This window comes from Clostridioides sp. LIBA-2809, from assembly GCF_056688965.1.
Map to the genome: position 1 here is coordinate 2873624 of NZ_CP197004.1, position 26115 is coordinate 2899738.

At 27.7% G+C, this 26115-nt stretch carries 20 protein-coding genes; 2 read left to right on the top strand and 18 right to left on the bottom strand.

Features of this window, described 5'->3' with window-relative positions; all coding sequences use genetic code 11:
* Nucleotides 1-33: 33 nt before the first annotated feature.
* From ACTG44_RS13670 to ACTG44_RS13715, 10 genes are all read right to left on the bottom strand, one after another.
* Complete coding sequence (locus ACTG44_RS13670) at nucleotides 34-345, bottom strand: antibiotic biosynthesis monooxygenase family protein (protein WP_479917224.1); 312 nt, start codon at nucleotides 343-345, stop codon at nucleotides 34-36.
* 78 nt (nucleotides 346-423) lie between these two features.
* A complete protein-coding gene (locus ACTG44_RS13675) occupies nucleotides 424-1242 on the bottom strand; it encodes a DUF6597 domain-containing transcriptional factor (RefSeq protein ID WP_479920634.1) in 819 nt (272 codons plus the stop codon).
* A gap of 99 nt (nucleotides 1243-1341) precedes the next feature.
* Nucleotides 1342-1866, bottom strand: coding sequence for an ECF transporter S component (locus ACTG44_RS13680; protein WP_021385547.1), 525 nt, complete (start codon nucleotides 1864-1866; stop codon nucleotides 1342-1344).
* 23 nt (nucleotides 1867-1889) lie between these two features.
* Nucleotides 1890-3032, bottom strand: coding sequence for a pyridoxal-phosphate-dependent aminotransferase family protein (locus ACTG44_RS13685; protein ID WP_479920635.1), 1143 nt, complete (start codon nucleotides 3030-3032; stop codon nucleotides 1890-1892).
* 270 nt (nucleotides 3033-3302) lie between these two features.
* Nucleotides 3303-5690, bottom strand: a complete 2388-nt coding sequence (locus ACTG44_RS13690; protein ID WP_479920636.1) for an ABC transporter permease — start codon at nucleotides 5688-5690, stop codon at nucleotides 3303-3305.
* Nucleotides 5683-6366 (bottom strand): ABC transporter ATP-binding protein, encoded by a 684-nt coding sequence (locus ACTG44_RS13695; RefSeq protein ID WP_021385402.1) that lies wholly within the window; start codon nucleotides 6364-6366, stop codon nucleotides 5683-5685. Before ACTG44_RS13695 ends, ACTG44_RS13690 begins: the two co-directional genes overlap by 8 nt.
* Nucleotides 6367-6482: 116 nt before the next feature.
* Nucleotides 6483-7793, bottom strand: coding sequence for a sensor histidine kinase (locus tag ACTG44_RS13700; RefSeq protein ID WP_479919217.1), 1311 nt, complete (start codon nucleotides 7791-7793; stop codon nucleotides 6483-6485).
* Nucleotides 7787-8494 carry a response regulator transcription factor gene (locus ACTG44_RS13705; RefSeq protein ID WP_021385381.1) on the bottom strand — a complete coding sequence of 236 codons (708 nt, stop codon included), beginning with the start codon at nucleotides 8492-8494 and terminating at the stop codon, nucleotides 7787-7789. Before ACTG44_RS13705 ends, ACTG44_RS13700 begins: the two co-directional genes overlap by 7 nt.
* A gap of 233 nt (nucleotides 8495-8727) precedes the next feature.
* Nucleotides 8728-10572, bottom strand: a complete 1845-nt coding sequence (locus ACTG44_RS13710; RefSeq protein ID WP_479920637.1) for a bifunctional metallophosphatase/5'-nucleotidase — start codon at nucleotides 10570-10572, stop codon at nucleotides 8728-8730.
* A 211-nt stretch (nucleotides 10573-10783) separates the two neighbouring features.
* A complete protein-coding gene (locus tag ACTG44_RS13715) occupies nucleotides 10784-11668 on the bottom strand; it encodes a DUF4846 domain-containing protein (RefSeq protein WP_479920638.1) in 885 nt (294 codons plus the stop codon).
* A gap of 207 nt (nucleotides 11669-11875) precedes the next feature.
* On the opposite strand from ACTG44_RS13715, the gene ACTG44_RS13720 reads away from it, so the two are divergent.
* Entirely contained in the window at nucleotides 11876-12793 is a 918-nt protein-coding gene (locus ACTG44_RS13720) for a ribonuclease Z (RefSeq protein WP_479919219.1), read from the top strand.
* Between the two features lie 108 nt (nucleotides 12794-12901).
* Here ACTG44_RS13720 and ACTG44_RS13725 read toward each other — a convergent pair whose 3' ends face one another.
* Nucleotides 12902-14236: a CoA-disulfide reductase gene (locus ACTG44_RS13725; RefSeq protein WP_479920639.1), complete on the bottom strand. Its 1335-nt coding sequence runs from the start codon at nucleotides 14234-14236 to the stop codon at nucleotides 12902-12904.
* Nucleotides 14237-14575: 339 nt separating this feature from the next.
* Between ACTG44_RS13725 and ACTG44_RS13730 the strand changes: the two genes are divergently transcribed.
* Complete coding sequence (locus tag ACTG44_RS13730; RefSeq protein WP_479917234.1) at nucleotides 14576-15964, top strand: cation:dicarboxylate symporter family transporter; 1389 nt, start codon at nucleotides 14576-14578, stop codon at nucleotides 15962-15964.
* Between the two features lie 175 nt (nucleotides 15965-16139).
* On the opposite strand, the gene ACTG44_RS13735 is transcribed toward ACTG44_RS13730, so the two are convergent.
* The 7 genes from ACTG44_RS13735 to ACTG44_RS13765 all read right to left on the bottom strand — a co-directional run bounded on the left by ACTG44_RS13735 (nucleotide 16140) and on the right by ACTG44_RS13765 (nucleotide 26101).
* Complete coding sequence (locus ACTG44_RS13735) at nucleotides 16140-17348, bottom strand: alginate O-acetyltransferase AlgX-related protein (RefSeq protein ID WP_479919220.1); 1209 nt, start codon at nucleotides 17346-17348, stop codon at nucleotides 16140-16142.
* Nucleotides 17349-17364: 16 nt separating this feature from the next.
* Nucleotides 17365-18783, bottom strand: a complete 1419-nt coding sequence (locus ACTG44_RS13740; RefSeq protein ID WP_479920640.1) for an MBOAT family O-acyltransferase — start codon at nucleotides 18781-18783, stop codon at nucleotides 17365-17367.
* Between the two features lie 17 nt (nucleotides 18784-18800).
* A complete protein-coding gene (locus ACTG44_RS13745) occupies nucleotides 18801-19877 on the bottom strand; it encodes a hypothetical protein (RefSeq protein ID WP_479920641.1) in 1077 nt (358 codons plus the stop codon).
* Between the two features lie 10 nt (nucleotides 19878-19887).
* Nucleotides 19888-22194 (bottom strand): glycosyltransferase, encoded by a 2307-nt coding sequence (locus ACTG44_RS13750; protein ID WP_479917237.1) that lies wholly within the window; start codon nucleotides 22192-22194, stop codon nucleotides 19888-19890.
* A gap of 4 nt (nucleotides 22195-22198) precedes the next feature.
* On the bottom strand, nucleotides 22199-23155 hold the full coding sequence (locus ACTG44_RS13755; protein ID WP_479917238.1) for a glycoside hydrolase family 5 protein: 957 nt from the start codon (nucleotides 23153-23155) through the stop codon (nucleotides 22199-22201).
* Nucleotides 23156-23485: 330 nt separating this feature from the next.
* A complete protein-coding gene (locus ACTG44_RS13760; protein ID WP_479917239.1) occupies nucleotides 23486-25234 on the bottom strand; it encodes a DUF4091 domain-containing protein in 1749 nt (582 codons plus the stop codon).
* Nucleotides 25235-25291: 57 nt separating this feature from the next.
* Nucleotides 25292-26101, bottom strand: coding sequence for a carbohydrate ABC transporter permease (locus ACTG44_RS13765; protein WP_021385501.1), 810 nt, complete (start codon nucleotides 26099-26101; stop codon nucleotides 25292-25294).
* Nucleotides 26102-26115: the final 14 nt, after the last annotated feature.

A 26115-nucleotide genomic window follows, 5' to 3' on the forward strand; every position in this document is an offset into this window, starting at 1 on the left:
TTCTTGTGGTTTAATTACTTTTTAGATTTAATACTATAATTTCCAGCTTTTAATTTGTGGCATTATGTTCATTTTAACAGTTTGACTTTTTAAGGCTTTTCTAAATTTCTCAGTTGAAGAATCCTTAAACATCTTGCTAGAAGAATTCTTAAGGTCTTCCATAGAGTCCCAATGTTGTATCATAATCCATTTTTGGCTTTTTTCATCATACAAAAGCTCTGTATCAATAAAACCAGGTTGTATAGAATGAAATTTCATTTCTAAATCATTTACAATCTCTATAAACTCGTCTTTTGACAAGTTTTCTTCCACACTAAATTCCACTATCTCTGTAATAATTTTCATATACAAAACCTCCAATTTATTTTTCTTATATCATATCAAAAACTAAATTAGAGGTATTGTAAAAAATCGACAGTGTAATTACAAGTAACTATACCTTATATTTTCTTTAATAGTCTTATTCTCACTAATAAATTTAATTGGTGATGTCCCTGAGAATTCTTTAAATTCTTTTATAAAGTGTGCTTGGTCATAGTACTCATTTTCATAAATAAAGTCAAAAATTTCATTATTTTTATAGGTGTGAATAAGCTGATTACTTGCCATTTTAAATCTGCATATTCTCTTTAGAATTTTAGGTGTATACCCAGTATACTTTAAACAGATTCTTTCCAAGGTCTTAATATTTATATTCATATTATCACAAAATGATTTTACATTATTAGAACTATTGCCATATATAAATGAATCCAAAAGCTTTACAGATTTATTTTCTATTACCCCTTCTTCTAATATGGATAATAATACTTCTTCTAAATGTAAGACTGCTTTTTCTATTGATAATATTTTATTTAATGACTCTTCCAATTTTTTTGCAAAGACCTCTGATACTTGTTCTAAATCGACAATTTGACTATTAAACTCTGAAATTGGTATCTTTAAAAATGGATAAAGACCAAATGGATAAAAAGAAATCCCCATAACACGTATATTTCCATGTTGAATAATAAATCCATGTTTATCTCTTATTCCATTAAAATGTATATTACTAGTTGTATAGTTTTGGTTTTCAATTTTATATTCTATAATATCAGAAAGATTAAGAATAATATCTATACTATCTGTGGGTAGTAACTTATTGTTTAACAATATATTTTCATCTGTCTTAAGATACCAAATAAACTTTACCCACGGCTTTAAACGAGCATTTCTAACTGAATATCTTGTAACTGATAACATATTGAGTTAGCCCCTATCCTAAAATATTTTTATTATGTACTTCACCTTAATATTATACAATATAATTTATGCTATCATAAATTTTAATCTACTTTACTATCATTTCATACATTTTTTCAATATTTTAGAAATAGGAAGTGCTATTATAAGACCTATTAATACTTGCATTAAATTACCTGGTATTGAAGTAAGAGGTACTACAAAATTGCCATAAAGTATAACCTCTGTTACATAATATCCAAATAACATCCAAATTGATGAGACAGCTACACCTATTACATTAATTAAAAAATTATTTCCATTCTTGCCATTTGCCCATACAATCTTTCCAAGTAAATAACCCATAATACCTCTAACTATAAAAGTAAATGGAGCCCATAGAGTCCATCCAGATATTAAATCAAAAAGCGACATACCAATAGCACCCGATAAGGCACCTTTCTTACTTCCAAATACTATCGCTGATATGAATAACATCGCTGTTCCTAAATGAACAAGTCCACCATTTATAGATATTGGCAACCTTATATTTATAAATTTAGTTGCAATAAATACTAAAGCTATTAATAGTGAAGTTTCCACCATGTCTTTCGTCGTAAATTTTTGTTTAGCTGTAATTTCCATGCTTCATCCCCCTTGTCTATCTATTAAAAATAATACTTATTAAATAAATCTAACAAACTTCCATTTCCTTTAAATCCTAATGCACTTAGACTCTTACCCAAAACATTTAGTATGTGCTCTATTTTATTTAGATTAGCATTTTCCCCCATGTGACCTATTCTTAAAATAGTGTCCATGTATTGATTTAACGATGTTGCAACAAGTGTATTATAATTTTTAAGCATGTAATTGGTAAGTTTTAAAGCTCCTATACTTTCAGGAATTTTTATAGCTGTGACTGTATTAGAATATCCTTCTTCTAAAAATAATTCTAGACCATATTCCTCAATAGATTTTCTGACACTATAAGCTATTTTTTCATGTCTATCTAATACTTTTTCTATTCCCTCTTCTAATATATTATCAAGAGCTTTATCAAGACCTATTATGTCACTTATTGGCATTGTATAAGGAAAGTATTTTTTTTCATAATAACCTTCCCATATATTTAAATTACAATAAAAACCTATTACATCTGTTTTCCTATTCTTTATGCAATTTTTCGCATCTTTACTTATCCCAACTATAGTAAGACCTGCTGGTGCAGAGATAGCTTTTTGCGAACCACCTAATATTATGTCTATTTTAGATTCATCTACATTTAATCTCTCTCCAACCATACCTGCTACAGAATCAACTACAGTTAATATCCCATATTCCTTAAGTAATGGGCATATTTTACTTACATCGTTTAATACACCAGTTGGAGTATCACAGTGTACAACTGTTGCATACTTAAAGTTACTATCTTTATCTAAAAATGCCTTTAATTCATCAACATCTATACTTTTTGTATATTTGCTTGAAAAAAGCACATACTCTCCACCATACATTGTTACAAAATCCTTAAAACCTTCTCCATATATACCATTATCAATTACAAGGACTCTATCTCCCTTTTCTGTAAGTGATGCACAAGCTGCTTCAAGCCCTAATATACCTTCACCACTCAATATGTAAACATCATTTTTTGTACCAACTATATTACCAAACTTTTCACACGTTTTTTTATAAAATTCAACAAAATCAACATCTATATCTGGGTTTGTTGTCTTCTCTGCTCTTGCTAACCTTACATTTTCCCTAGTTTCTGTTGGTCCTGGTGCATAATTAATTTTATTGTTCATATATATTCAGCTCCTTTTTATTTTATATACGCTTATTATACAAAATTTTCATTTTATATGGTACAATTTTATGTTTTTTTGAAATTGTACCGATACATTTGCTGATATGAATAATATCCATTTATTAGACATAGCTATTGATTGCACAAAAAATACAGAGCAAACATTATTTTAATTGTCTGCTCTGTATCTATATAATTTAATCTATTTGATTATTTTTTTGTGTGCTTATTTTTATTACTAAAAAACTATCCATTAAATATCCATACTTTATTCACTATACCTTACTCTATCAATAAGTGATTCTTTATTGAAACTTTTTCCTATTAAATAAGTTGTTATAAATTGAGCTATAATAATACATACAGCCATCAATAGGATTGGTACTATTGGTAAAGCATATGTTGCATAAGATAAGCCAGTCTTTTTTAGGAATATAACAGCAATATATCCTAATATTCCTCCAGATAAAATACTTCCTATCATCATTCTAGAAGTATAATATATAGCCTCTGAGTTAAGCATTTTTACTAATTGTTTATTAGTAAGACCAATGGCTTGAAGCATACCAAGTTCTTTCTTTCTAGTAACTATACTAGTTATCATTGTATTTACAAGATTCATAAATCCGATAACACCTATTATACCTGTTAAAGTGTATCCCATTATTTTTATAAATGAAATCACAGCTTTATTTGACTCTATTCTGCTATCTAAAAAATCAGTTTCTAGAAATCCATTAGATTTAGCTATTTTCTTTATGCTATCTTTTATTTCTTGATACTTTCCTTCTTCTGTATATATTCCTAAACTACTTGTTGAATCATTTTTCAAAGTTCTATCTATAAAATCTTTTCCTATACCAAAGCTCGGAGACCCCATAGCTATTGCTTGAACCTTAAATTCTTTTTTTATTACTTTATCTCCATCATATAGAGTTAATTTTATTTTATCTCCTGCCTTTACTCCCATTTCTTTTGCTGTATCAACATGAGTAATTATTATTTCATCTCCTGTTTGCAGTTTTTCAAAATTTATTTTCCCATCTACTAAATTATTATTTAATGATTTCACATCATTTTCATCTACACTTTGTAAAAGGTCATGTTTAAATTCAACATCATAATCATCCATTCCAACCTTTATACTACTTGCAGACTCTATTTTTTTAATTCCTTCTATATTTTTTATTTGATTTAAAAAGTCTTTACTTAAAGGATTATTCATTTGCAAAATATTCAAATTATTTTTAGGATTTTTATCACTATCCATTTCATAACCAGAAAGCCTAACTTCTATATCATAAGGAAAATTTGCTCTTGCCATCTTCTCAGCATCAAAACTTTCTAAGGCAGTTGATACTGTTATAAATATAGTTCCACTCAATATAAGAGATACCAATGTCATGTAAGTACGCTTTTTATTTCTTTCTAAATTAGCTTGTGATAATCTATTTAAATTTATATTTTTATGACCTTTTCTCTTATTTTTATTACTTATTTTATTTCCAGTATACCTTACTGCATCAACTATAGATACTTTTGATGCTACTTTCATTGGCTTTAAAAGTGATAACACAACAGACATAAAGCTTATTACTACAACCAATAATATAACTGGTAATTGTGATGATTTTACATTCATATCCATAACTAATTTTATTATAATATTTGCAAGCGCATAACCTAAAATTGTTCCTATTGGTATTGCAATCCCTGCTAAGATAAAACCTTCCTTAAATACTATATTTTTTACTTGTTTTTTAGTTGCACCAATTGCTCTAAGCTTTCCAAATTCTTGAACTTTTGTAACTATTGAAATATAGAATATATTGTATATTACTAAAATACTAGACAATACGATTACTAACCCTACAAAAACTCCACCCATAATTATTTCCATATCAGGTTTTAAAGCATTTATATAGTTTTCATTTACAACTACATTAATCGTATCCAACCCTATATCATTAGCAATCTTATTTAATCTTGATTTAGCTTGTTCTATCGATAAATTACTTTTATCGTTTAATTTTACATATATATTAAAATCTTCTTGTGACATATCTCTAGTATTTTTCATATATGTTTCTGATATAATAGCAGAATAATATTTACCTGCTTCAGATATTTCACTAGTTTTTAAAATTCCAGTTATAATGAACTCTTTTTCAATTCTATTGTCACTTTTATAGTCATTATAAGCTATTTTTATCTTTTCACCTAAATTTTTATTACTATAACCAAGTGCTTTTAAAGCCCCTCTATCCAACACAATTTCATTCTCTTTTGTTGGTAACTCACCTTTGACAAACTCAAAGTTATTTAATCTTAAAGTATCTTCATTCATGTATGCTAGAGAAATATTTGAATCATCTTCTAGCTTCTCAAAACCTACTCCATTCATTTCACCAGTTAATTCTACATCTGCATGATTACTCAATATATTAGCTTGTTTTTCGTCTACATTGGCTAATACACCATGATAATTACCTGAATACTTTATAGTATTTTCTTTTTGATATGTACCTGCATCAATAATATAAATTCCAATAGATGAAAGCATTAAAGTTGAAAGTATTATAGTGATTATTATTAAAATACTTTTTGATTTATTTTGCTTTAGATTACTTTTTGCTATTTTAGTAGTATTAATCATTTTTACCACCAACCTTTGATACCCTACCATCTTCTATAAATATAACTCTATCAGCCATTTGAGCTATACTATCATCATGCGTTATCATAACTAAAGTTTGACTGTATTTCTTAGACATAGACTTTAGAATACTCATAACTTCATCAGATGTTTTAGAATCTAGGTTTCCAGTTGGTTCATCTGCAAGTATTATAGCAGGTCTTGTAGCTAAAGCTCTTGCTATTGCTACCCTTTGTTGTTGACCACCTGATAATGTATTTGGTAAAACATCGTGTTTATTTTCAAGTCCCAATGATTTTAGAAGTTCTTTTATAAAATGTTCATCCACTTCTCTACCATCTAGACCGATTGGTAATACTACATTTTCCCACACATTAAGAGATGGGATTAGGTTATAGCTTTGAAATATAAATCCTATCTTTCTTCTTCTAAATACAGCAAGTTCTTCTTCTTTTAATGTAAATATATTTTTATTATCTATATATACATTCCCAGATGTAGGTATATCAAGTCCTCCAATCATATGTAAAAGCGTGCTTTTTCCAGAACCTGATTTTCCTATTATTGCAACAAATTCACCTTCATTTATTTCTAAGTTAACATTATCCAAAGCTCTTACTAAGCTTTCTCCTGCTCCATAATGTTTTGATAAGTTTTCAGTGTATAGTATTTTCATAAAATTTCCCTCTCATTCTAAGTTATATTACCCCATTTTTTATTACTCTTTATTTTTTGGAGCTGTCTATACTTATATAATAAATGTAGAGGCTTACATTTTCCTTTCATTTAATATTACATAGTTGTAAGAAACAAAGAAAACTTACTTCCTACTCCTACTTTAGAAGAAACCATAATATTTCCACCCTGTTCTTCTAATATTTTTCTACTTAGATACAATCCTACTCCACTACCTTCTATAGATTCGATTTCCTCAGAGATACCTCTATAAAAACGTTTAAATATATTATTAAATTCACTCTTTTTAATCCCACTACCATTATCCTCTATTATAATTTTAAAATAATTGGCAGTTTCCTCTACAGATATATTTATTTCCCCATTCATTTGTGTGTATTTTACAGCATTATCTAATACATTAAAAATACTCTCTTCAGTCCATTTTTTATCATGAGGTATAATTCTACTATTGAATTCATTTAAATTTAATGTTATATTTTTACTCTTAGCTTTTGGAAGCACACTTTTTACAGCATTTAAAATAGTATTTTTTATATCATTATCTTCTTTTTTTATGTTTATCATGCTAATCTCTAGCCTTGATATGTTAACTAAAGAATTTATTAAGCTTTCTAATTTACTTATAGAATTTTTGTTAGTTACTAAAAACTCTTGAGCTTCGTCTTCCTCTAAGTCTTCTTCTATAAGCAATGTATTATATAATTTTAATGATGCTAAAGGAGTTTTTAGTTGATGGGAAATATCTGTTACTAATGACTTTACACTTTCTTTTTCTTTCTCTAATTTAATAAACTTTATCTTTAAACTTCTATTCAACTCATATAGACAGTTATTTATCTTGCTAAATGTACCTTCTTTAAAATACTCATTGTATTCTACTAGATAACCAGTATCTTCTAACTCAGTAGAATCCTTCAAGTAATTTTCTTGTGACATCTTATCTACTATAAAATAAATTTTACTCAATCTTTTATTTATGTATCTTATAAAATAATATATTATACCTGTAACAACTATAAACATTACTACAAAAACAGAAACTGATTCTTTAAAAAAGGTTTTTAAATATAGTCCAAAATTTTTATCATTTGACATTTTATTTTCTAATCCATATCCAAATTTTTTAAATGCTTTTTCTCCAATAGCCACCTTACTATAATCAGAATTGTAAATAGATTTTACTATATCTATCTCATCATTTGGATATTTCTCAATCAATATCCCAGCAATACTTTGAGTATTTCTTATTTGATATTCATATAATTTATGTAATCTATTATATTCAAAGAGTATAAATACAAGCGTTACTATTAGTACAGATAAGATAGAGCACACAATAACTCTTCTCATTATATAATCATCTTTCATACTCAAGCTATCTTTGACATTCATACTTTTTAACATTTTTTTATACTCCTTTCCCCCCACATGTATCCAACACCCCTTACTGTCTTTATATACTTAGGCTCAGATGGATTTTTTTCTACTTTTTGTCTAAGTCTTCTTATATTTACTGCAATCGTATTATCATCTACAAAATTTCCACTATTGTCCCATAAAGATTCTAACAGTTGTTCTTTAGTTAATGTCTGCATTGAATTTTCCATCAAATATCTTAAGAGTTTAGTTTCCGTTTTGCTTAAAATTATCTCTTCTTCTTTATCATCTGTTTTTATAATCAACTTATTTTCTATATAATAAAAAAATAAATCATCACAAACCAATAAAGTATAATTTTTTACTGTATTTACCCTTTTCATAAATGCATTCACTTTTGATATTAATACCATTAAACTAAATGGCTTTGTAATATAATCATCTGCACCTAAGTCATATCCTGTAACAATATCCACTTCTTCATCAAGGGCTGTCAACATTATTATGTATACATCACTTTTATTTCTAATCTCCTCACAAAAATCAAAACCACTCCCATCAGGAAGACCTATATCGGAAATAATTAAATTTATCTCCTCTTTTACGAAAATATTTTTTGCTTCCTCTATGCTAAATGCATTAAAAACATTGTATCCTTCTTTTTTTAGTTTAAAACTAATTCCCCTATTTAAAGATTTATCATCCTCTAAAAGTAATATATTATTCATCCTTCTATCCTCCATTATCATACATACTAGCTAAATTATATCATACTAGTAAAAGCATTTTATTTATCAATTTATAAATATTTCATAAGTTATTAATTGGATTTCACTTAATTATAAATATACTTAAACACAAAAAAAACAAAGGGCATTAGTATTTATATAACTAATTACCTTTGCTCTTTTATTAGTATCTAAGATTAAATTTTTATTTGCTAACTCTTACTTATTAATTTTTATTTTGACTTTTTGCTTTTTAAATCTTTTTGATTAAAATTTAATAAGTATAGTAATGTACCAGATGCTATAAATACAATCATACTATTTGAAAAACCTAAGTCTCCTGTTTTAGGAGATTTTTCTTTAGCTTCTCTTTTATATACTCCTGTATTAGAACTCTCTATAGGTTTTCTTTTATCTATTTTTTTACTTTTCTCACTATCAGAATTTTTTATATCATTATTAGGTATACTACCTTCATTATCACTAATATTTTCTTTATTTTCCCCTACTATCAATTCACTATCTTGACTCTTACTTGCTATCTCTTTTTTAGACTTGATACTAATTCTTCCATCTACACTTTGTGATATTTCTTTTTTGTACTCTATATATTCAATTACTATACTCTCTAAATTTCCAAAATCATTTAATACTGGCTCTTTTGAAAAGCAACTAAAATCATCCCCACCTGATGCTATATAGTCATTAGTTGCAACTATATACTTTTTATTCAAATCTAATGGCTTTCCATCTTTTAAAATACCAGTTATTTTTTCTCCTTCTTTTTGCTTTGGGTCAAAATAATATGAGATTCCTCCTACTTGTAAAAAGGCTGAATTCTTTTCTGGATAGAGTTTTACTCCTTGCTCTAATACATCTTTAATTTGTGCTCCTGTAAGTTCTTTGGTAACTATTGTATTGTTAAAAGGAAATACATCTACAATATCTCTTCTTGTTATGTTCCCTTTTTCTATTGTATCTCTGATATTCCCTCCATTAAATAGAGAAATATCAGCCTTAGTCTTATCAAGTAAAATATCACTTATTAAATTACCTAAATTAGTTTCTTTTGTCCTTACATTTTCATATGAGCCATCTAGAGTGTTTTTTGTTACACCTATAACTTTATCTAATATTTTTTCTTGATGTTCTTTTATTTCATCAATCTTTTTACTTATACTATCATCCAATTCATATTTTAATGCTTCTTCCTTATCTATCAATCTAGCTGATTTATTTTCTATTTTTATATTTTCTATATCACTAGTATTAAGTGTTAGTTTTACTTCGCCAATATTTTCTAGATATTGTCCTGTACTTACAATCAATGTGTCACCAACTTGCTTGCCATTTTCAAATTTAGTATGACTATGCCCATCAATAATTAAATCGATACCTTGTACTTCATTGGCTATATCTATGCTATTTGGCTTACTCAAACTATTAGTACCAATATGGCATATTGCAACTATTACATCTGCACCGTTTCTTTTCAACTCACTTACTTGCTCTGTTGCATATTCTATAGGATTTGCAAATTCTAATCCTTCCACATTTTTAAATCCTGTTTTGCTCTTTGTTTCTTGAGTTGTAAGTCCAAAAAATCCTATTTTTATACCATCTATTTCTTTTATATCGTTACTCTCAAAGACTTTTTCACCATTTTTGAGGATATTTGATGATAAAAATTTTAAAGTGTTATCTCCTGAACTAGCAATTTGTGATAATTCAAACAATCTATCTTTTCCATAGTTAAAGTCATGATTTCCAGGAGTAATGTAGTCATAACCAGCACACTTAATCAATTCAATCGCATTTTTACCCTTGTCCATATTTACTATTGGAAGTCCATGTAAACAATCTCCTGCATCTACTAAAATTGAGTTTGGAGTTTCTTTTTTCAATGTAGCTAGGTTACCTATTTGTATTTGTTCATTACCTTCAGAATATCTTCCATGTATGTCATTAGTGTGAAAAATAGTTATTTCTTCAGATTGCTCTAGCCCACAAGAAATAAAACTCTGACTTGTTGTAATTAGAATTATAATTACCAAAATTAAATATCTTCTAATTTTCAATATAAATTATCCTCCTCAAATTAGTTTTAGCTTTAGTATAAAATTTATATTTTATATAAAACTTTTTAGGTAAATATTAAGCATACATAAGATTAATTAGTATAATTTTTAATATTTATCTATCAATTTAATTTTGTCCATATCCAATTAGTTTTAATCTAATTACATTTTTTCGTATCTATATTTTTCTTTTATTTTATATAAAATTATTTTAGAATCTTTTTAATTGGTCTCTTTTAAAGGTCCATTGAGGTATTGTTAAATCGCCTTCAAAATCTAAACTATACCAAGGGCTTAAGTTTGTATTTTTACGGTTAATAAGAAGTTGAGTTTGTTGTGCAGGCATGTAGCTTTGAGCTATCATAAATATCTTTTCTCCAGTCTTTTCATTTTCTGCCATATCCATGATTATACTTGCATGTCCTGGACTTCCACCAACTATAAACACATCTCCTATTTGCATATCTTCAATTTTTACAGGCTTCAATTCTTTTTCAAGAGATAAAGTTCCTGAATAAGCAAATACTATATCCATAAACTTCCTAAAGCTCTCATATGATGTTGAATATTCAGTCGATTTATACCAACTTGAACCACTATCTTTTACTGAAATTCTATATCCTTCTGCCCATTTTGAATACTTAGCCTTAAAACCATCGACAAAGTCAAAACTTATTTCATCATACCTCTTATTCTGATACAAGTATTCAGCTCTCATAAGCATAATTGCATCTGCACATTGATGTAAATCTCTATTACCAATATCAACATCGAATACACTATCATAAATGCCTTTTGATTCCTTAGTTTTACCATTATAATACTTTACCTTCTCACCATAATTTTTTAACTTAGTATTTCTAAGGAATGATTCGAAACTACCTTTTTCTACATCCACTCTTTTAAAACCTTTTGGTGACTCATACCTATCTTTCAATATATTTGCATCTTTATGTACTATTATTGCTTGTTCATCTTCTTTAGAGCTTTGAGTTTTCTTAGAACCTTCAATAGTTTTTTTACTTTCTCCATTACTACATCCAACCAAAGTTAATGTAATTAATGACAAAATAGTTATTTTCTTTAGTATTTTCATTAATTTATCCTCCTTTAAATGTTTCTAAAAATAAAATTCAATTTCTTCTCATAAAATTTTTATATATTGCAATACAAAAAAACTATTTGACAATATTTCTTGACTCAAATACACATCTATTGCTATATTTAATGTTAAAATAATTATAATAGGATATTATAATAAAAACAAACAACAGATTTGTGTTAATTTTAGAAAGGGGAAAAAATGATAGATTTAACTTTACTTGGATGTGGTGGAAATGTCCCTATGCCAAACAGATTTCTATCTTCTGTATTCATAAATTATAAAGGTAGAAAAATACTAATTGATTGTGGTGAGGGCACTCAGGTATCCATGAAGCTAAAAAAATGTGGCTTTAAAGATATAGACTTGATTTGTATAACCCATTTACATGGTGACCATATATTTGGACTTTTAGGACTTCTATCAACTATTGGAAATAGCGGTCGTACAAGTGATTTAACTATAATTGGCCCAGTTGGAATAGTTGATTGTATTCGTTCTATGAGAAATTTAGTAGAATATATACCATATACTTTAAAAATTATAGAGAATCCTCAAGGCAGTTTTTCTTTAGATAATGAATTTTTAAGAAATGTAGAAATTTCAACAATTGATTTAGAACACTCCATAGAGTGTTTAGGATACAGTTTTAATTTTAGAAGAAATCCTAAATTTGATATAGATAAGGCAACTAGAAATGAAGTTCCTAAAATGTTATGGAAAAAGCTACAAGAAGGTCAAAGTGTAGTTTTAGATTCAAAAAAATACACTCCAGATATGGTTTTGGGAGAATCAAGAAAGGGAGTTAAAATAAGTCTTACAACTGATACAAGACCTATAGAATCAATACCAGACTTTATAAAAGATAGTGATTTATTCATATGTGAAGCTATGTATGGCGATGATTTAGACATATCAAAAGCTGTTAGAAACAAACATATGACTTTTAGAGAAGCTGCAAATCTTGCAAAATTAGGAAATGTTAAGCAACTTTTACTAACACATTTTAGTCCATCATTAGATATGCCTAGTATGTACTTAGAAAATGCTACTAATGTTTTTGAAAATACTCTTCTTGGAGAAGATAGACTAAGTTTGCATTTAAATTTTGATGAATAATTCTGTTTATCTTTATTGACAAAAAATTAGGAATGAATTTTACCTTTATGAAATATTGCAGAGTAAATTCATTCCTTTAAGTACTTGTTAGTCACAAATTAAATGATATTATTTAGATACATTTCCAGCCACATTTAAAACATCCCATGTTCTTGCAAATGGTGGAGCATAACACAAATCTAACATTCCAAGCTGATTTGTAGTCATTTTCCCAAAAATAGCAGCAGCCAGTACATTTGTTCTTTGAACAGCATCCTTAAACCCAGCCACTTGTCCTCCTAAAATAACTTTTGTATCTGCATCATAAACAAGCTTTACATATATTTTATTTCTTCCTGGATAATAGTGTGTTTGATTATAATCAGAAATAAATTTAGATTTAACATTTATGCCTAAATCTTTAGCTTGTCTTTCTGTAATTCCAGTTGAAGCAGCTTCCATATCCATAATTTTTATACAACTTGAAGATAGTGAACCTTGATAAGAAACTTCTCTCCCTCCTAGGTTTTCTCCTACTATCCTACCTAATTTATTAGCTCCAGTTGCTAAAGGTACATATATATTTTCATTACTTACTATATTCTTTATGGTTGCACAGTCACCAGCAGAGTATATATCTTTTACAGAAGTTCTTCCGTACTCATCAACTACTATAGCTCCATTTTTTAGCATTTCTATATTAGTGTTTGACAAAAACTCTGTATTAGGTCTTACACCAGTAGCAATTATTACTACATCCGTATCTATTTCCCCTTTATTTGTTATAACTTTTTCTACTTTATCTTTTCCATACAGTTCTACAACCATTTTATCCAAGTGCAATTTAACATCATGTCGTCTTATTTCTTCCTCTAACACATCTGTAATTTCCTTATCAAATACTTGAGGTAATATTCTATCTTCCAATTGAATTACATGCACATTTTTGCCTAACTTCTTACATGCCTCAACTGCTTCTAATCCTATAAATCCAGCACCTATTATTGTAACTCTTTTATTTTCTTTATCACTTAAAATCTTTTTTAGATACTCTCCATCGTATAAACTTTTTAACATAGAAACATTCTTCAATTCTACATTTTTTATAGGAGGCATAATACTTCTTGCCCCAGTTGCTATCATCAATTTATCATAGTAATCTTCATGTATTTCACCTGTTTTTACGTTTTTTACTTTTATTTTCTTAGATTCACTATCAACCTCAACAACTTCTCTAAATATATTTAAATCAATCCCAGACTCTCTAAGTTTTTCAGGTGTTCTTGCTAATAAGTCATTAGCATCATCAAAATATCCACCAACAAAATATGGCAATCCACAAGCACCAAAAGATACTATCTCTGTTTTTTCGTAAACAACAACCTCATATTCAGGTTTTATTCTTTTTAATTTAGCTGCAGCACTCATCCCAGCTGCAACACCACCAATTATTATTACTCTCATTTTATCTCTCCTTTGATGTCTAATTAATTTCTTTACTTATTTTGAGCTTTTCATTTGATATATATTCTATGTACACATCTTTATAATAAATCAAAGTTATTTTTTTCACATTATTTTGTTTGAAATCAAATTTTATAAAAGCTATTTTATCTTTTCTTACCCCAATTCAAATTCTTTAAACATATATTATACCCTATTTTTCTGTATTTAATCACATTTCTGTAAATTAAATTAATTTATTCTATTTTAGTAAATTATGATATAATATTGACATTTTTTTAATATATTGATATTATTTAGACTTAGAAAAATTTATTTTTAGATAAAGGAGAAAAAATATTGGAAAGTTCATTCTTATCACAATTTCTTATGATTACAAATTTTAAAACGATTTTTTTTATAATCTTGCTTCTAGGTACATTCTTTATTGTTAGACAATTTGAAAAGAAAAAAATCAAATTTTCATTGAGAACAATATATGCTACAATACTCGGACTTATATTAGGAATTATAATTCAAGCTTTTGCTGGTTTTCCTAATGATACAACTCAAGTCACTTGGTTACAGGAAGTAAGTAAATGGTATAGTCTATTTGGTTCTGGATTCATGGACTTATTAAAAATGTTAGTAGTACCTTTAGTTTTCTTATCAATTATAAAGGTAATTATTAATATGAAAGATAATAATCTTGGAACACTTACATTTAGGTCTTTAGGTATGCTTCTTACTACTACTGCTATAGCTGCTATTGTTGGAATTGTAGTTGCAAATATAATGAAGTTAGGTGTAGGAGTTAATCTCCCTGCTTTAGGAGGAAATCAAGAGCTTAAAGAAATAAATTCTCTTGTAGATACTTTAAGAGGGTTACTACCATCAAATCCTGTAATGGCTATGGCAAATGGAAATATTGTAGCTACAATAATATTTGCTACATTTATAGCTACATCAATAAAGAGATTAAGTAAAAAACATTTTGAAACAATAAAACCATTTATAGATTTTATAGAAGCATCTTACAAGATAATTGTAAGTGTATCTATGACTGTTATTAAATTTATGCCTTATGCTGTGGTTGCTCTACTTGCAAATACAATAACTTCACAAGGTATTAGCTCAATAGTATCTGTTTTACATTTTATATTAGCACTTTATATATCAGTTGCAATATTATTTGTTATACATTTGATTTTTATAACTCTAAATGGACTAAATCCCATTACTTATATAAAAAATTCAACTGAAGCCCTACTTCTAGCATTTACTTCGCGTTCTAGCTTAGGAACATTGCCTGTAACAATAGAAAGCCTAGTACAAAATCATGGAGTTGATGAGGGTGTATCAAGCTTTACAGCAAGTTTAGGTGCAAATATGGGTATGAATGGTTGTGCAGGTATATATCCCGCTTTAATGGCTGTTACACTTGCAAATATGGCTGGTGTAAACATGGATATGAGTTTTTATGTTATGTTGTTAATAGTTATAACAATTAGTTCTTTTGGAATAGCAGGTCTTCCAGGAACTGCTACAATGGCAGTTTCAGTTGTTATATCTGGAGTTGGTCTTGGTTCTTATTTCCCATTAGTTGGTGGTATACTTGCAATAGACCCTATATTAGATATGGGACGTACAATGATAAATGTTAATGGTGCTATGGTATCATCAATTACTGTAGGAAAATCACTCGGAAAAGTCGATAAAGAAGTATTTAGTAAGAAAAATATTTCTTAAAATAAGTATGGAAATAGATGAGGCTGTCTAAAAATAGAGACAAGCCTCTTTTTCATTGTTGAAATAATAAAAATATATTTGATTTCATACAAAAAAGAATGCCTCATGAACTAAAAAGTTCATTTTGAGACACTCCCATTTATTTTTTATTTTATTAGAAAATTTATTTAAAAACTTACTCACAAAATGGAAAGAATTCTTTTGTAAGATTTTGAGGATATACAGATATAAAAACAAAGTCATAGTCTTGAGACTTTGCATATTCCAATATATCTCCATCATAATATCTAGGGTCTATCATATCTATAGTTGAACAAACAGAGGAAAAGAAGGCTGCTGTTGGTACAATTAAAGAGTCTTTAACAAATAGCACTTTTAATCCTTCTTGATTTTCTATATTTTTTATCTTAACTAATGGTCTATTTCCCAATAAATATGTAAAATACTTATCTGATTGACCATCCATTAAATTAAGGTCTGCATTAAAAGGATATGATAATATCAAGCTCTCTTCAAATCTGCCTTTTAATTCAAATTTTTGCGATTTAGAATCTGTATAATAAGTATAATTGGTCTTAAATTTAGGATAAATTAATGTAAAATCATCTATCCCACCATATAAAATACCTGTCTTTCTTCCCATAGAACCAAGAAATGATTTAGGGTATACAATTGAATTATAATTTTCCTTATCTCTATAATAATTATTTCTGTCTAAATTCATATTATATTTTTTATTAAGTTGCTCAACTAGTTCTCCAAATGCCCAAAAAGAAGTTTCTACTTTCCAGTGATGGTCTGTTTTAAAAAATAAATCATCTTTTGGAATACCGCTTTTTAAAATATTTTCCCTAAAATCAATATAGTCCACATTGTACTTTTTGAGTTGGCTTAAAAAATTATCTGCGGTCTCATTGCTGTAAGAATAAGGTATCCCTTTTGGAAATTTTGTCACTCCTTTTACATACTTATCTGGAGTCATTAAATAAACTAATTTCGTGTCTTGTTTTTCCATTTCTTCAGAAAATTTTCTTACCCTATCTGCTAGTACACCAACTTGATTTGGAGCTTTAGCAAAATATGTATAATGCATTTTCCCTGAAGTATCCTTTACAACACTAAACTTTGAAAACTCATTTTTACCCATTAACTTTTGTAAATATCCATAAGTTTCAATAAATGTATTTTTATATATTACTTTATCATTTACTGTATTATCAATAGATGATATTGTATCTTTTAAACTATTTCTCTTAGCAACTGAATTTTTTATTTCATGTATCATATCTTTTCCAGAATAACAAATATTAAAGATAGAGAAAGCGAATAAAACAATTAAGAACATAATTGCAGTTATTAATCTTACTTTAAAAAATCTATTCATACTTTTCCCCCCTTAACTAAAAATTAAAATAAATAAATGGATTATAGCTTCCAGTTACTAAATATGTCACAGAAATAAAGAACAATAGAATAGCTGATATTGGATAAAATACATTAAATAGCATACTGTATTTAGCTTGTTCAACAACAAACTTATTAATTTTCTTCGCAATAGGCACACTAAAAATAAACGCAAATATAAAGAAAATCCAGTATTCTTTTAAAAACATATATGTATAATCACTCCAAATAACCCCACTTCCTCCAAACATAGCTTTAAAATAGTTATATGCTTCTTTTAAATTGGGGGATCTAAATAATACCCACCCAAAATTAACTACTAATAAAGTATAAATATGTTTTATAAAATTATGATTTTCAATCTTTTCAAACATTATAAATCTCTCTATAATTAAGAAAACAAAATTTAAAATTCCCCAAATTACAAATGTCCATTCTGCTCCATGCCATATTCCAGTAAATAACCACACTATAAACATATTTCTAATCATAATATCTTTATTTGCTACTCTAGAACCACCAAGTGGAAAGTATATATAGCTCTTAAACCACATTCCTAAAGAAATATGCCATCTTCTCCAAAACTCAGTGATTGATTTTGATATATATGGATAATTAAAGTTTTCTTCAAATTTAAAACCAAACATAAGACCTAAACCTATAGCCATATCCGAGTAAGCAGAAAAATCAAAGAATATTTGCAAGGTATAAGCTATCGAACCAAGCCATGCAAGTGATGCAGCTATTTCTCCTTGACTATTCATGGTATAAATATAGTCCGCTACTATAGCCATGTTATTTGAAATTAATACCTTTTTGCCTAGACCTGTTATAAATCTACAAGTCCCAATAGAAAACTTATCCCAAGTCTCTTTTCTATTAAGAATTTGCTCTGCTACACTCTCATATCTAACTATAGGCCCTGCTATTAATTGAGGGAAAAAAGCTATATAAAGTCCCACATAAAAAGGATTTTTTTGAACTTCTCCATGCCTACGATAAACGTCTATAACGTAAGACATTCCTTGAAATGTAAAAAATGAAATTCCTATAGGTAAAACAATACTAGGTATAGTCAATTCAATACTAATAAGTTCGCTAATATTTCTTAGTGCAAAAGCTAGATATTTAAATATAAATAAAACACCTATATTATATACACACATTAAAACTAGAAAAATTTTCACTTTTATTTTACTTTCCCTGTATCTATCTACTAGTAAACCAAATATATAATTCATTATTATAGAAGCTATCATAATAACAACAAATTTTGGTTCTCCCCAAGCATAAAAAAATAAACTAACAACTAGTAATATCATATTTTGTATAGTTCGATTAAATCTAAACACATAATACAATACCAATGTTATTGGTAAAAAATAAAATAAAAAAATTAAGCTTGAAAATAACACAATCTAACCTCCTCTCTTTACTTAGTTTTTGAATGTTTTTTCCAATACAAATAAATCCCAAAGCATATTATTACTAAAGATATAAATAAAATTTGAATAAATATTATGCTATTATTCATAAAGTTTATTTTTTTCATATCTTGTACTGTTGGTGATTGTTTAGGTGATACTAATGTATATAGAACACCATCTTTATCTTTTTTATTAATACTCCAAGATTGAGTTAATGTTATTTTTTTGCCGACTTTAAATTTATCATTAACGTCAACTTGTAAAATAATTTGTCCAGGTTTGGATTTATCACTTAACGTCAACTTACCTTTTTGAGATATATTTACACTATCTTGTTTTTCTATAAGAGAATACTTAATCTTTGAATTATTTTCAAGACCTAATACATTGTACTGACTTATACTTTGACCCAATACCGGTATTTGTACTTCTTCATCTCCAGTTATTCTAATATTATGCAAAGATTCTAATTTATCCTCGACTAACAAAGATAACTTTCTTATAGTAACAACATTATGTCCTTCATCAGATGGGATAAATGTAATTCCCCAACTAACAATATTTGAAAGCATACTCGAATCCAGTAATACATTACTTTTATCATTTATAAAACTATTAAAATTTACATAAATTTTACCTTTAAATTCTCCTGGCACTTCTATACATCCATCTTTTATTTTATCTGAATATATTATATTTTTATCTTCAAAAAATACTTCACTACCTTCTTTTAATCTAAACTCAAGCATATTTTTATTTTGTATGCTTAAATTTATTCTCTGAGAGCTTTCATTTTTATTTTGAATCTCAATATAAAAATTATGGTACATACCCCAATTTTCTTTTATATTTTGATAAATATATAAATAACGTTCCTTATCACTCTTAGAATCATCTGTTTCTATTTTTATACCTGTATCTTCATGTGTAATATTAGAACTTATATTATTCTCTATCTTCTTAAAAGATAAATCTAAGGTTTTGTCACTTGTTGCTGAACTTGTAAAAGTAGCGTTTATAAAGAAAATAAACACCAAAATAAGATATTTTACAGAACAAAAAAACACTTTTAAAGTCTTCATTTCATCTCTCCTAAATATATTCCATGGGTTCAAACTCATCTTTGCTTTCTTCTTTCTTTTTACTAGGTTCTGAAACAATAATTGTCTTATTTTGTAATATCCAATCCATCATTTCATTTCTTAAAAAGAAATTTTGCATTATACTGTCAATGTTATTCACTTTATATAAAATGCCTCTTTCATCAGTTTTCCCCTCACATAAATCACATTCTAATACAATATTTTCATTAATTTCCAAAGCTATTTCTTTAGGATAAATATTTTTATTTTCAAAATTTAATAATACATATTGATAATTAAAATTTACTATTCTTAATTTACCTATATCTTTTATATCTATATGAAAATTCATATTAATTCTTGGGCTTCTTCGTGATAGTGTTCTGTTTTTTTCAATACGTTTTTTTAGGTTAATTTGCAAATCATCAAAGAAACCTAGTTGATTCGATATTGTCATTGGCAAAGTAGGTATTCTATCATGAACAATACACATCCAGTTATCTACTTCATTGTCTTCAATATGTGTAATATAAGCTGCATATTTCCATTTTGAATTCACTTCTACAACATTAACAACCTTTGCTTTCATATTAGCTATATACATTTCGTTTCCCGATTTTTCTCTAAACTCTACCTCAAACTCTTCTTCTGGAGAAATATATTCTGGGTTTTCTAACAAAAACGCAAATCCATTTTCTGATATGTCAATTGTTTTTGAAGAAAGAGCATAAGAATTTTGCTTTAACTTAAAATTAATTTCAGCAATATAACGCTCAGATTTTCTTAATTGTTGTCTTCCTGATATAAATAATGTAGCCATAACAAGATTAAAAAGATTTCCAATTAGCCAAAATAAAACAACTGAATACGTCATTGAACCCACTTTAAATATTGATGTAAACATTTTTAAAATTCCTATTATAGATAACACTATATAAATAAAATACGGTATTCCCTGTAAAAACTTATACATTCTATTATCTTCTAATTTATCCTTATTTGTCACCGAAAATTTATTTTTAGATATTGCAAACGTTTCAAGTATTACCGATGGCATTAAAGACTGAAACATTATAGTTTCATATATATTAGTCCATCTAGTGTTCCTTATATTTTGAGAAAATATTTTAAGAGACAAGCTACTTAAAATATACATTGGTAACCAAAATATCAATACTTGAAGTAATGTACATTTTACTACAATCACATTAAACACAGAAAATAAAATAGGTGCCATTATATATACAAAGCGTTTTATACTTGCATACCAATAAGTAATTGAAGAAATATAACTTATTTTCTGCCAAAATCCTAAACCTCTCCTAAACAAAATATTTAATCGTCTACCAGTTTGTATGCACCCACGTGCCCATCTTTCACGTTGCTTAATAAGACTTTTTAAGTCAGTAGGAGATAGACCTGATGCATGTACTTCCGGAATAGCATAGCATCTGTATCCCTTACTTTGAATTAATATACCTGTTGCAAAATCTTCTGTAATAGAATAAGTATAAAATCCATCAACTTCCTCCAGAGCTTCTCTTGAAATAACTGTATTACTACCACCATAAATTACAGAATTTGTCCTATTTCTAGCTAATTGAATATCTCTATAAAAATAGTCTTGCTCATTTGGAATTCTACCCTCAGAGTGCAAATTAAATTGGAACAAATCTGGATTATAAAAGCTTTGTGGAGTTTGTACAAAACCAACCTTTTCATATGTCTCTTTTTCTCCATCTTTTTTAGCCTGCTCATTTTTCAAAAAGTATGGTACTGTAGCAATCAAAAAATCATGCATTGGTATCATATCTGCGTCAAATGTAGCAATCAAAGGAGAGTTTGTATGTTGCATTGCATTATTTAAATTCCCAGCTTTAGCTCCTTCTCTTTCCGTTCTAGTTATATAATTCACACCCATTTTTTCTGCTAGAATACGCATTTCTTCACGATTACCATCATCACATATATATATATGTACCTTTTTCTTATCTGGATACTGCATATGAACACATCCATTTATGGTTTTTCTCACCAAATCAACAGATTCATTATATGTTGCAACAAATACATCCACATGAGGGTAAAGTTCTTCACTTATAATGGGCTTTTCAGGATACTCAATCTTTGACATACCATAATAATGCACAAACATTTCCATCATTCCTATTATCTCTACAAAAAGCAGTATTATGGCACATACTAAAGCAAACATACCTTCTTCTTTAGGAACTGTATAAAAAATTCTCCATAATATATATATTATATTGGTAATAATAGTTAAAGTTATAAGTATTTTTTTTGAATTTTTCTTCATAAAATCACCTCTTTTCTATTAACACATTTAATATATCTTCATCCCAAGTTCCATCATCCTGATTATATATTCCAAACCCAGAAGCAAGTTCCCAATAAGCCCATGAAAAATTTCGTTTTTCAGCTTCTTCTCTTACTGCTTTTATCCAAGCTTTTCTCGAAGCTTCTGGTGCCTCTTTTGTTATTCCAAATTCACCCAAAAAAACTTTTACTTTATTTTTATTTGCCCACTTCTCTACAGTGTCAAATCTTTTCTTTAGGTAGCTCATCTGTTCATCTGTTCCTTCCCAAGTAATATTACTCAAGTGTTCAAATCCCTCATGATAGACATTTCCTTGGAATGCAAAATCATTTGGTTCATAATAGTGAAAAGAAACTACTATATTAGAATCTTTAGGAATATTTAATTCTTTTAAATAATCAATTTGATAAAAATTGTATGGACCTACTATGATTGTTCTTTTAGGATTATTTTTTCTAATTATATTTATTGTTTCTTCAATGTATTCATTTAATAACTGTGAAGATAGATTCTCTTTAGGCTCATTTAACAGTTCAAATACCAATTTTTTATCATACTTTTGATACCTATTCGCTATCTGTTTCCATATTTTTAAAAACTTCTCTTTATTGACTTCTGGCTCTTTCATAATTTCTTCAAAATGATGTAAATCCAAAATAACTGTTAAATCTTTGTCCAATGCATAATTTATATGTCCATCAATTTTCTTGAAAAATTCTTCATCAATTTTAAAATCATTAGAACTTGATGTATAATCAGAAAACCTTATAGGTATACGTACTGTATCAAAACCAGCATTTTTTATATCATCAAAAAATTTATTTGACATTTTTACATCCCAGAGAAAATCTTTCGGCGATTCCAACGCATTACCTATATTTATTCCTCGTTGCATCATAACTGAATCACTATTTCCTTTTATTCTAAAATAAAATACCATAAAAACTATACTAAAAAAAAATATTATAACAATAGCTATTTTTTTTATTTTATTCCCCTCCTAACAATGTTATTTTACAGATAATATTATCAATACCCTATTATATCAAATTAAATTATATCATGTTATATCTAATTATTGTTATTTATAGGTTCTGTCTTGAATATAATTTGAAGATATTAAATACAACTTGAAAAACTAAAGGGGCTGTCTCAAGACAGAGATAGACCTATTTTTCATTGTTGAAATAATAAAAATATATTTGATTTCATACAAAAAAGAGTGCCTCATGAACTAAATAATTCATTTTGAGACACCCCCTTATATTTTTTATAATCCTTCTAATAAATCCAGTACTTGTTTTTTAACTTTATTGTATCCACAATTATCAAGTGAATATCCAAGTTCTATATTTCCAAAGCCTTTAATTTCAGCATTTTCTTTTTTATTTAATAGTTCTTGCATAAGTTCAACTTCTATATACTCTCTGCCCTTTTCTTTTTCTAGCATAGTAAATAACTCAAAATCCTGTATTCCAAATCTTAAATTCTCCATTCTAACACTTCTAACTGGCTTTAAATCTTTTCCAGGATAAACAAAGAACATATCTCCAGCCTTCCAAATAGGGAATTTGTAACTTGCATCTTTCCAAGGGTCTTCCGTCCATAAATTGTAGTCCCATCTTAAAAATCCATCAAGACCAAAATAATAAGTATACCATCCTATTATTCTATTTTCAACAAAAGGAGAACTTATAAAACTATTTGGCTTCTCTGGAAAACAGCATACAAACCAAGTCAATATTCCGCCCTTGTCATTAATCTTTTTCTTTAACTTATCTATATCCTTATAATTTTGAATAGTAAGCTTTAAGTTTATTGACATATCATCAACTTCGTCTTGACCTCTATCTAAAAAGTTTTGGTCATGTGTTGCTGACTTGTACTTAACTCCATGCTCTCCTATAGTGGAGTTTATAAACTCGATACACTCTTTCACTACTTCTGGATTATTTGGTTCATCAGCTATAATTCTAACTCTATCCCATAATCCATTTTCTATTAAATGATTTAAAACTAGTCCTATATATTCTTTTAAATCTTTTGTATTATTTATAAACTTAAATACTTTGTCATTTTCATCATAATATCTTACTCTTATAGGGTCTTTATATCCTTCTATAGGGTTTCCAAACTCACCAGCACACCAATTACCCAACAAACCAAATAAATCTATCTCCTGAGCCATTTTATGTTTATTAGCTATATCTATATATCTGTCCATACTTTCAAAATTGCACTTAATCTTTCCATCTAGACCTTTTGAAACACTTACCATATTGTATTCATATAAGTTTGATGGATTTTTATAAACTTTGTAACAACTTTGTCCTGCCCATGGATAATCTGAAACTATAACCGTTGTAACTTTTTCTCCTAAAGAAGCTAATTCTTTTAAATAATTATCAATTATTTCAAAATGTATATCAGACCATAGTTCAACCTTATACATTCTAGCTAAACAACTTGGATGTTGCCATAAATCTAAAAAGAATCTACTTTCATCCAAAGGCTTTAATACAACATTTTTTACTTCCACAGGAACATTAATTGTGCAAACTCTCTCTTCATCTTCATACCCAAAACTTTTGAATACATCAATACCTATATTAAAGCTATTTTCTATAAAGTCCTCAGGTGCTTGACCTTCAACCCAAAACATTTGAGGTAAATGTTGTTCTACCAATACATCTTTATCTCTCAAAATAGCATCATTTACAAATGCTTTTGTATCGTCTTGAACATACCCCATTATATTGATACTAAAATCATTTTCTAATTCATTAGGTACATTTAATCCAAGTCTTACTCTATTTCCAAGACCTTTCCATGATATAGCACTACTTGCATCAATTGTACAATTAAATTCTTCTGTTGCTTTTAGCATAATTTGAAAAGCAAACTTCTCTCCCTTAGCTACTACAATGTTTAAGTCTTTATGTTCCCAAGTATCATCCTCTATAACTGAATATTTATTGTGTTTAAATGTACAATCCTTCAATACATATGAAATCTCCATATTTTAAACTCCTCCATATCTACATAATTCTGCCCTATATTTTTTAAATTAAAGTAACTAACCCTTTATTCCAGACAAAGATACCCCTTCCACAAATTTACTCTGTAAAATCAAATAGAAAATAAATGGTGGTAAAAATGTTATTGTTGCACCTGCCATCATTTGCCCATAGTTTGTTATCTGGAAAGTCTTAAGAGTAGACAATCCAACTGTCAATGTTCTCATTGTATCTTTAGTTGTCGCTATAAGAGGCCACATAAATTCATTCCATGCTCCCATAAAAGTAAATATTGCTAGTGTAATTAATGCTGGCTTGATTAGAGGCAACACTATTTGTATTAAAATCCTAAGGTCTGAACAACCATCTATTTTTGCTGACTCCAGTAGCTCTTTTGGAACTCCTAAAATAGCTTGTCTCATTATAAATACACCAAATGCAGTTGGTATTGGCATAATAAGTGCAAGGTAACTATTTATCCACCCTAAATGTTTCATTATTATATAAAGTGGTATCATTGTAACTTGAGATGGTATAATTAAAGTCATTATCATAAATAAAAATAATTTATCACTACCTTTAAAATCCATCTTTGCAAAAGAATATCCTGCCAATGTGCTAAATACCAAATTTAATAATACACCTGAGAAGGATACTATAGCTGTATTTAAAAAGTATTGTGCAAATCCTTTTTTAGTAAATATATCTATATAGTTTTGAAGGGTTACTGTTGAAAAAGATATATCTAAATTATATGAATTATATGTTACCTTTAAGGATATTATCAACATGTATATAAAAGGTACTAAGCTTGCACATGCTATAAATAATAGCAAACCATCACTCAATAATCTTCTTGTCGTTTTCATCTTGTACCTACCTT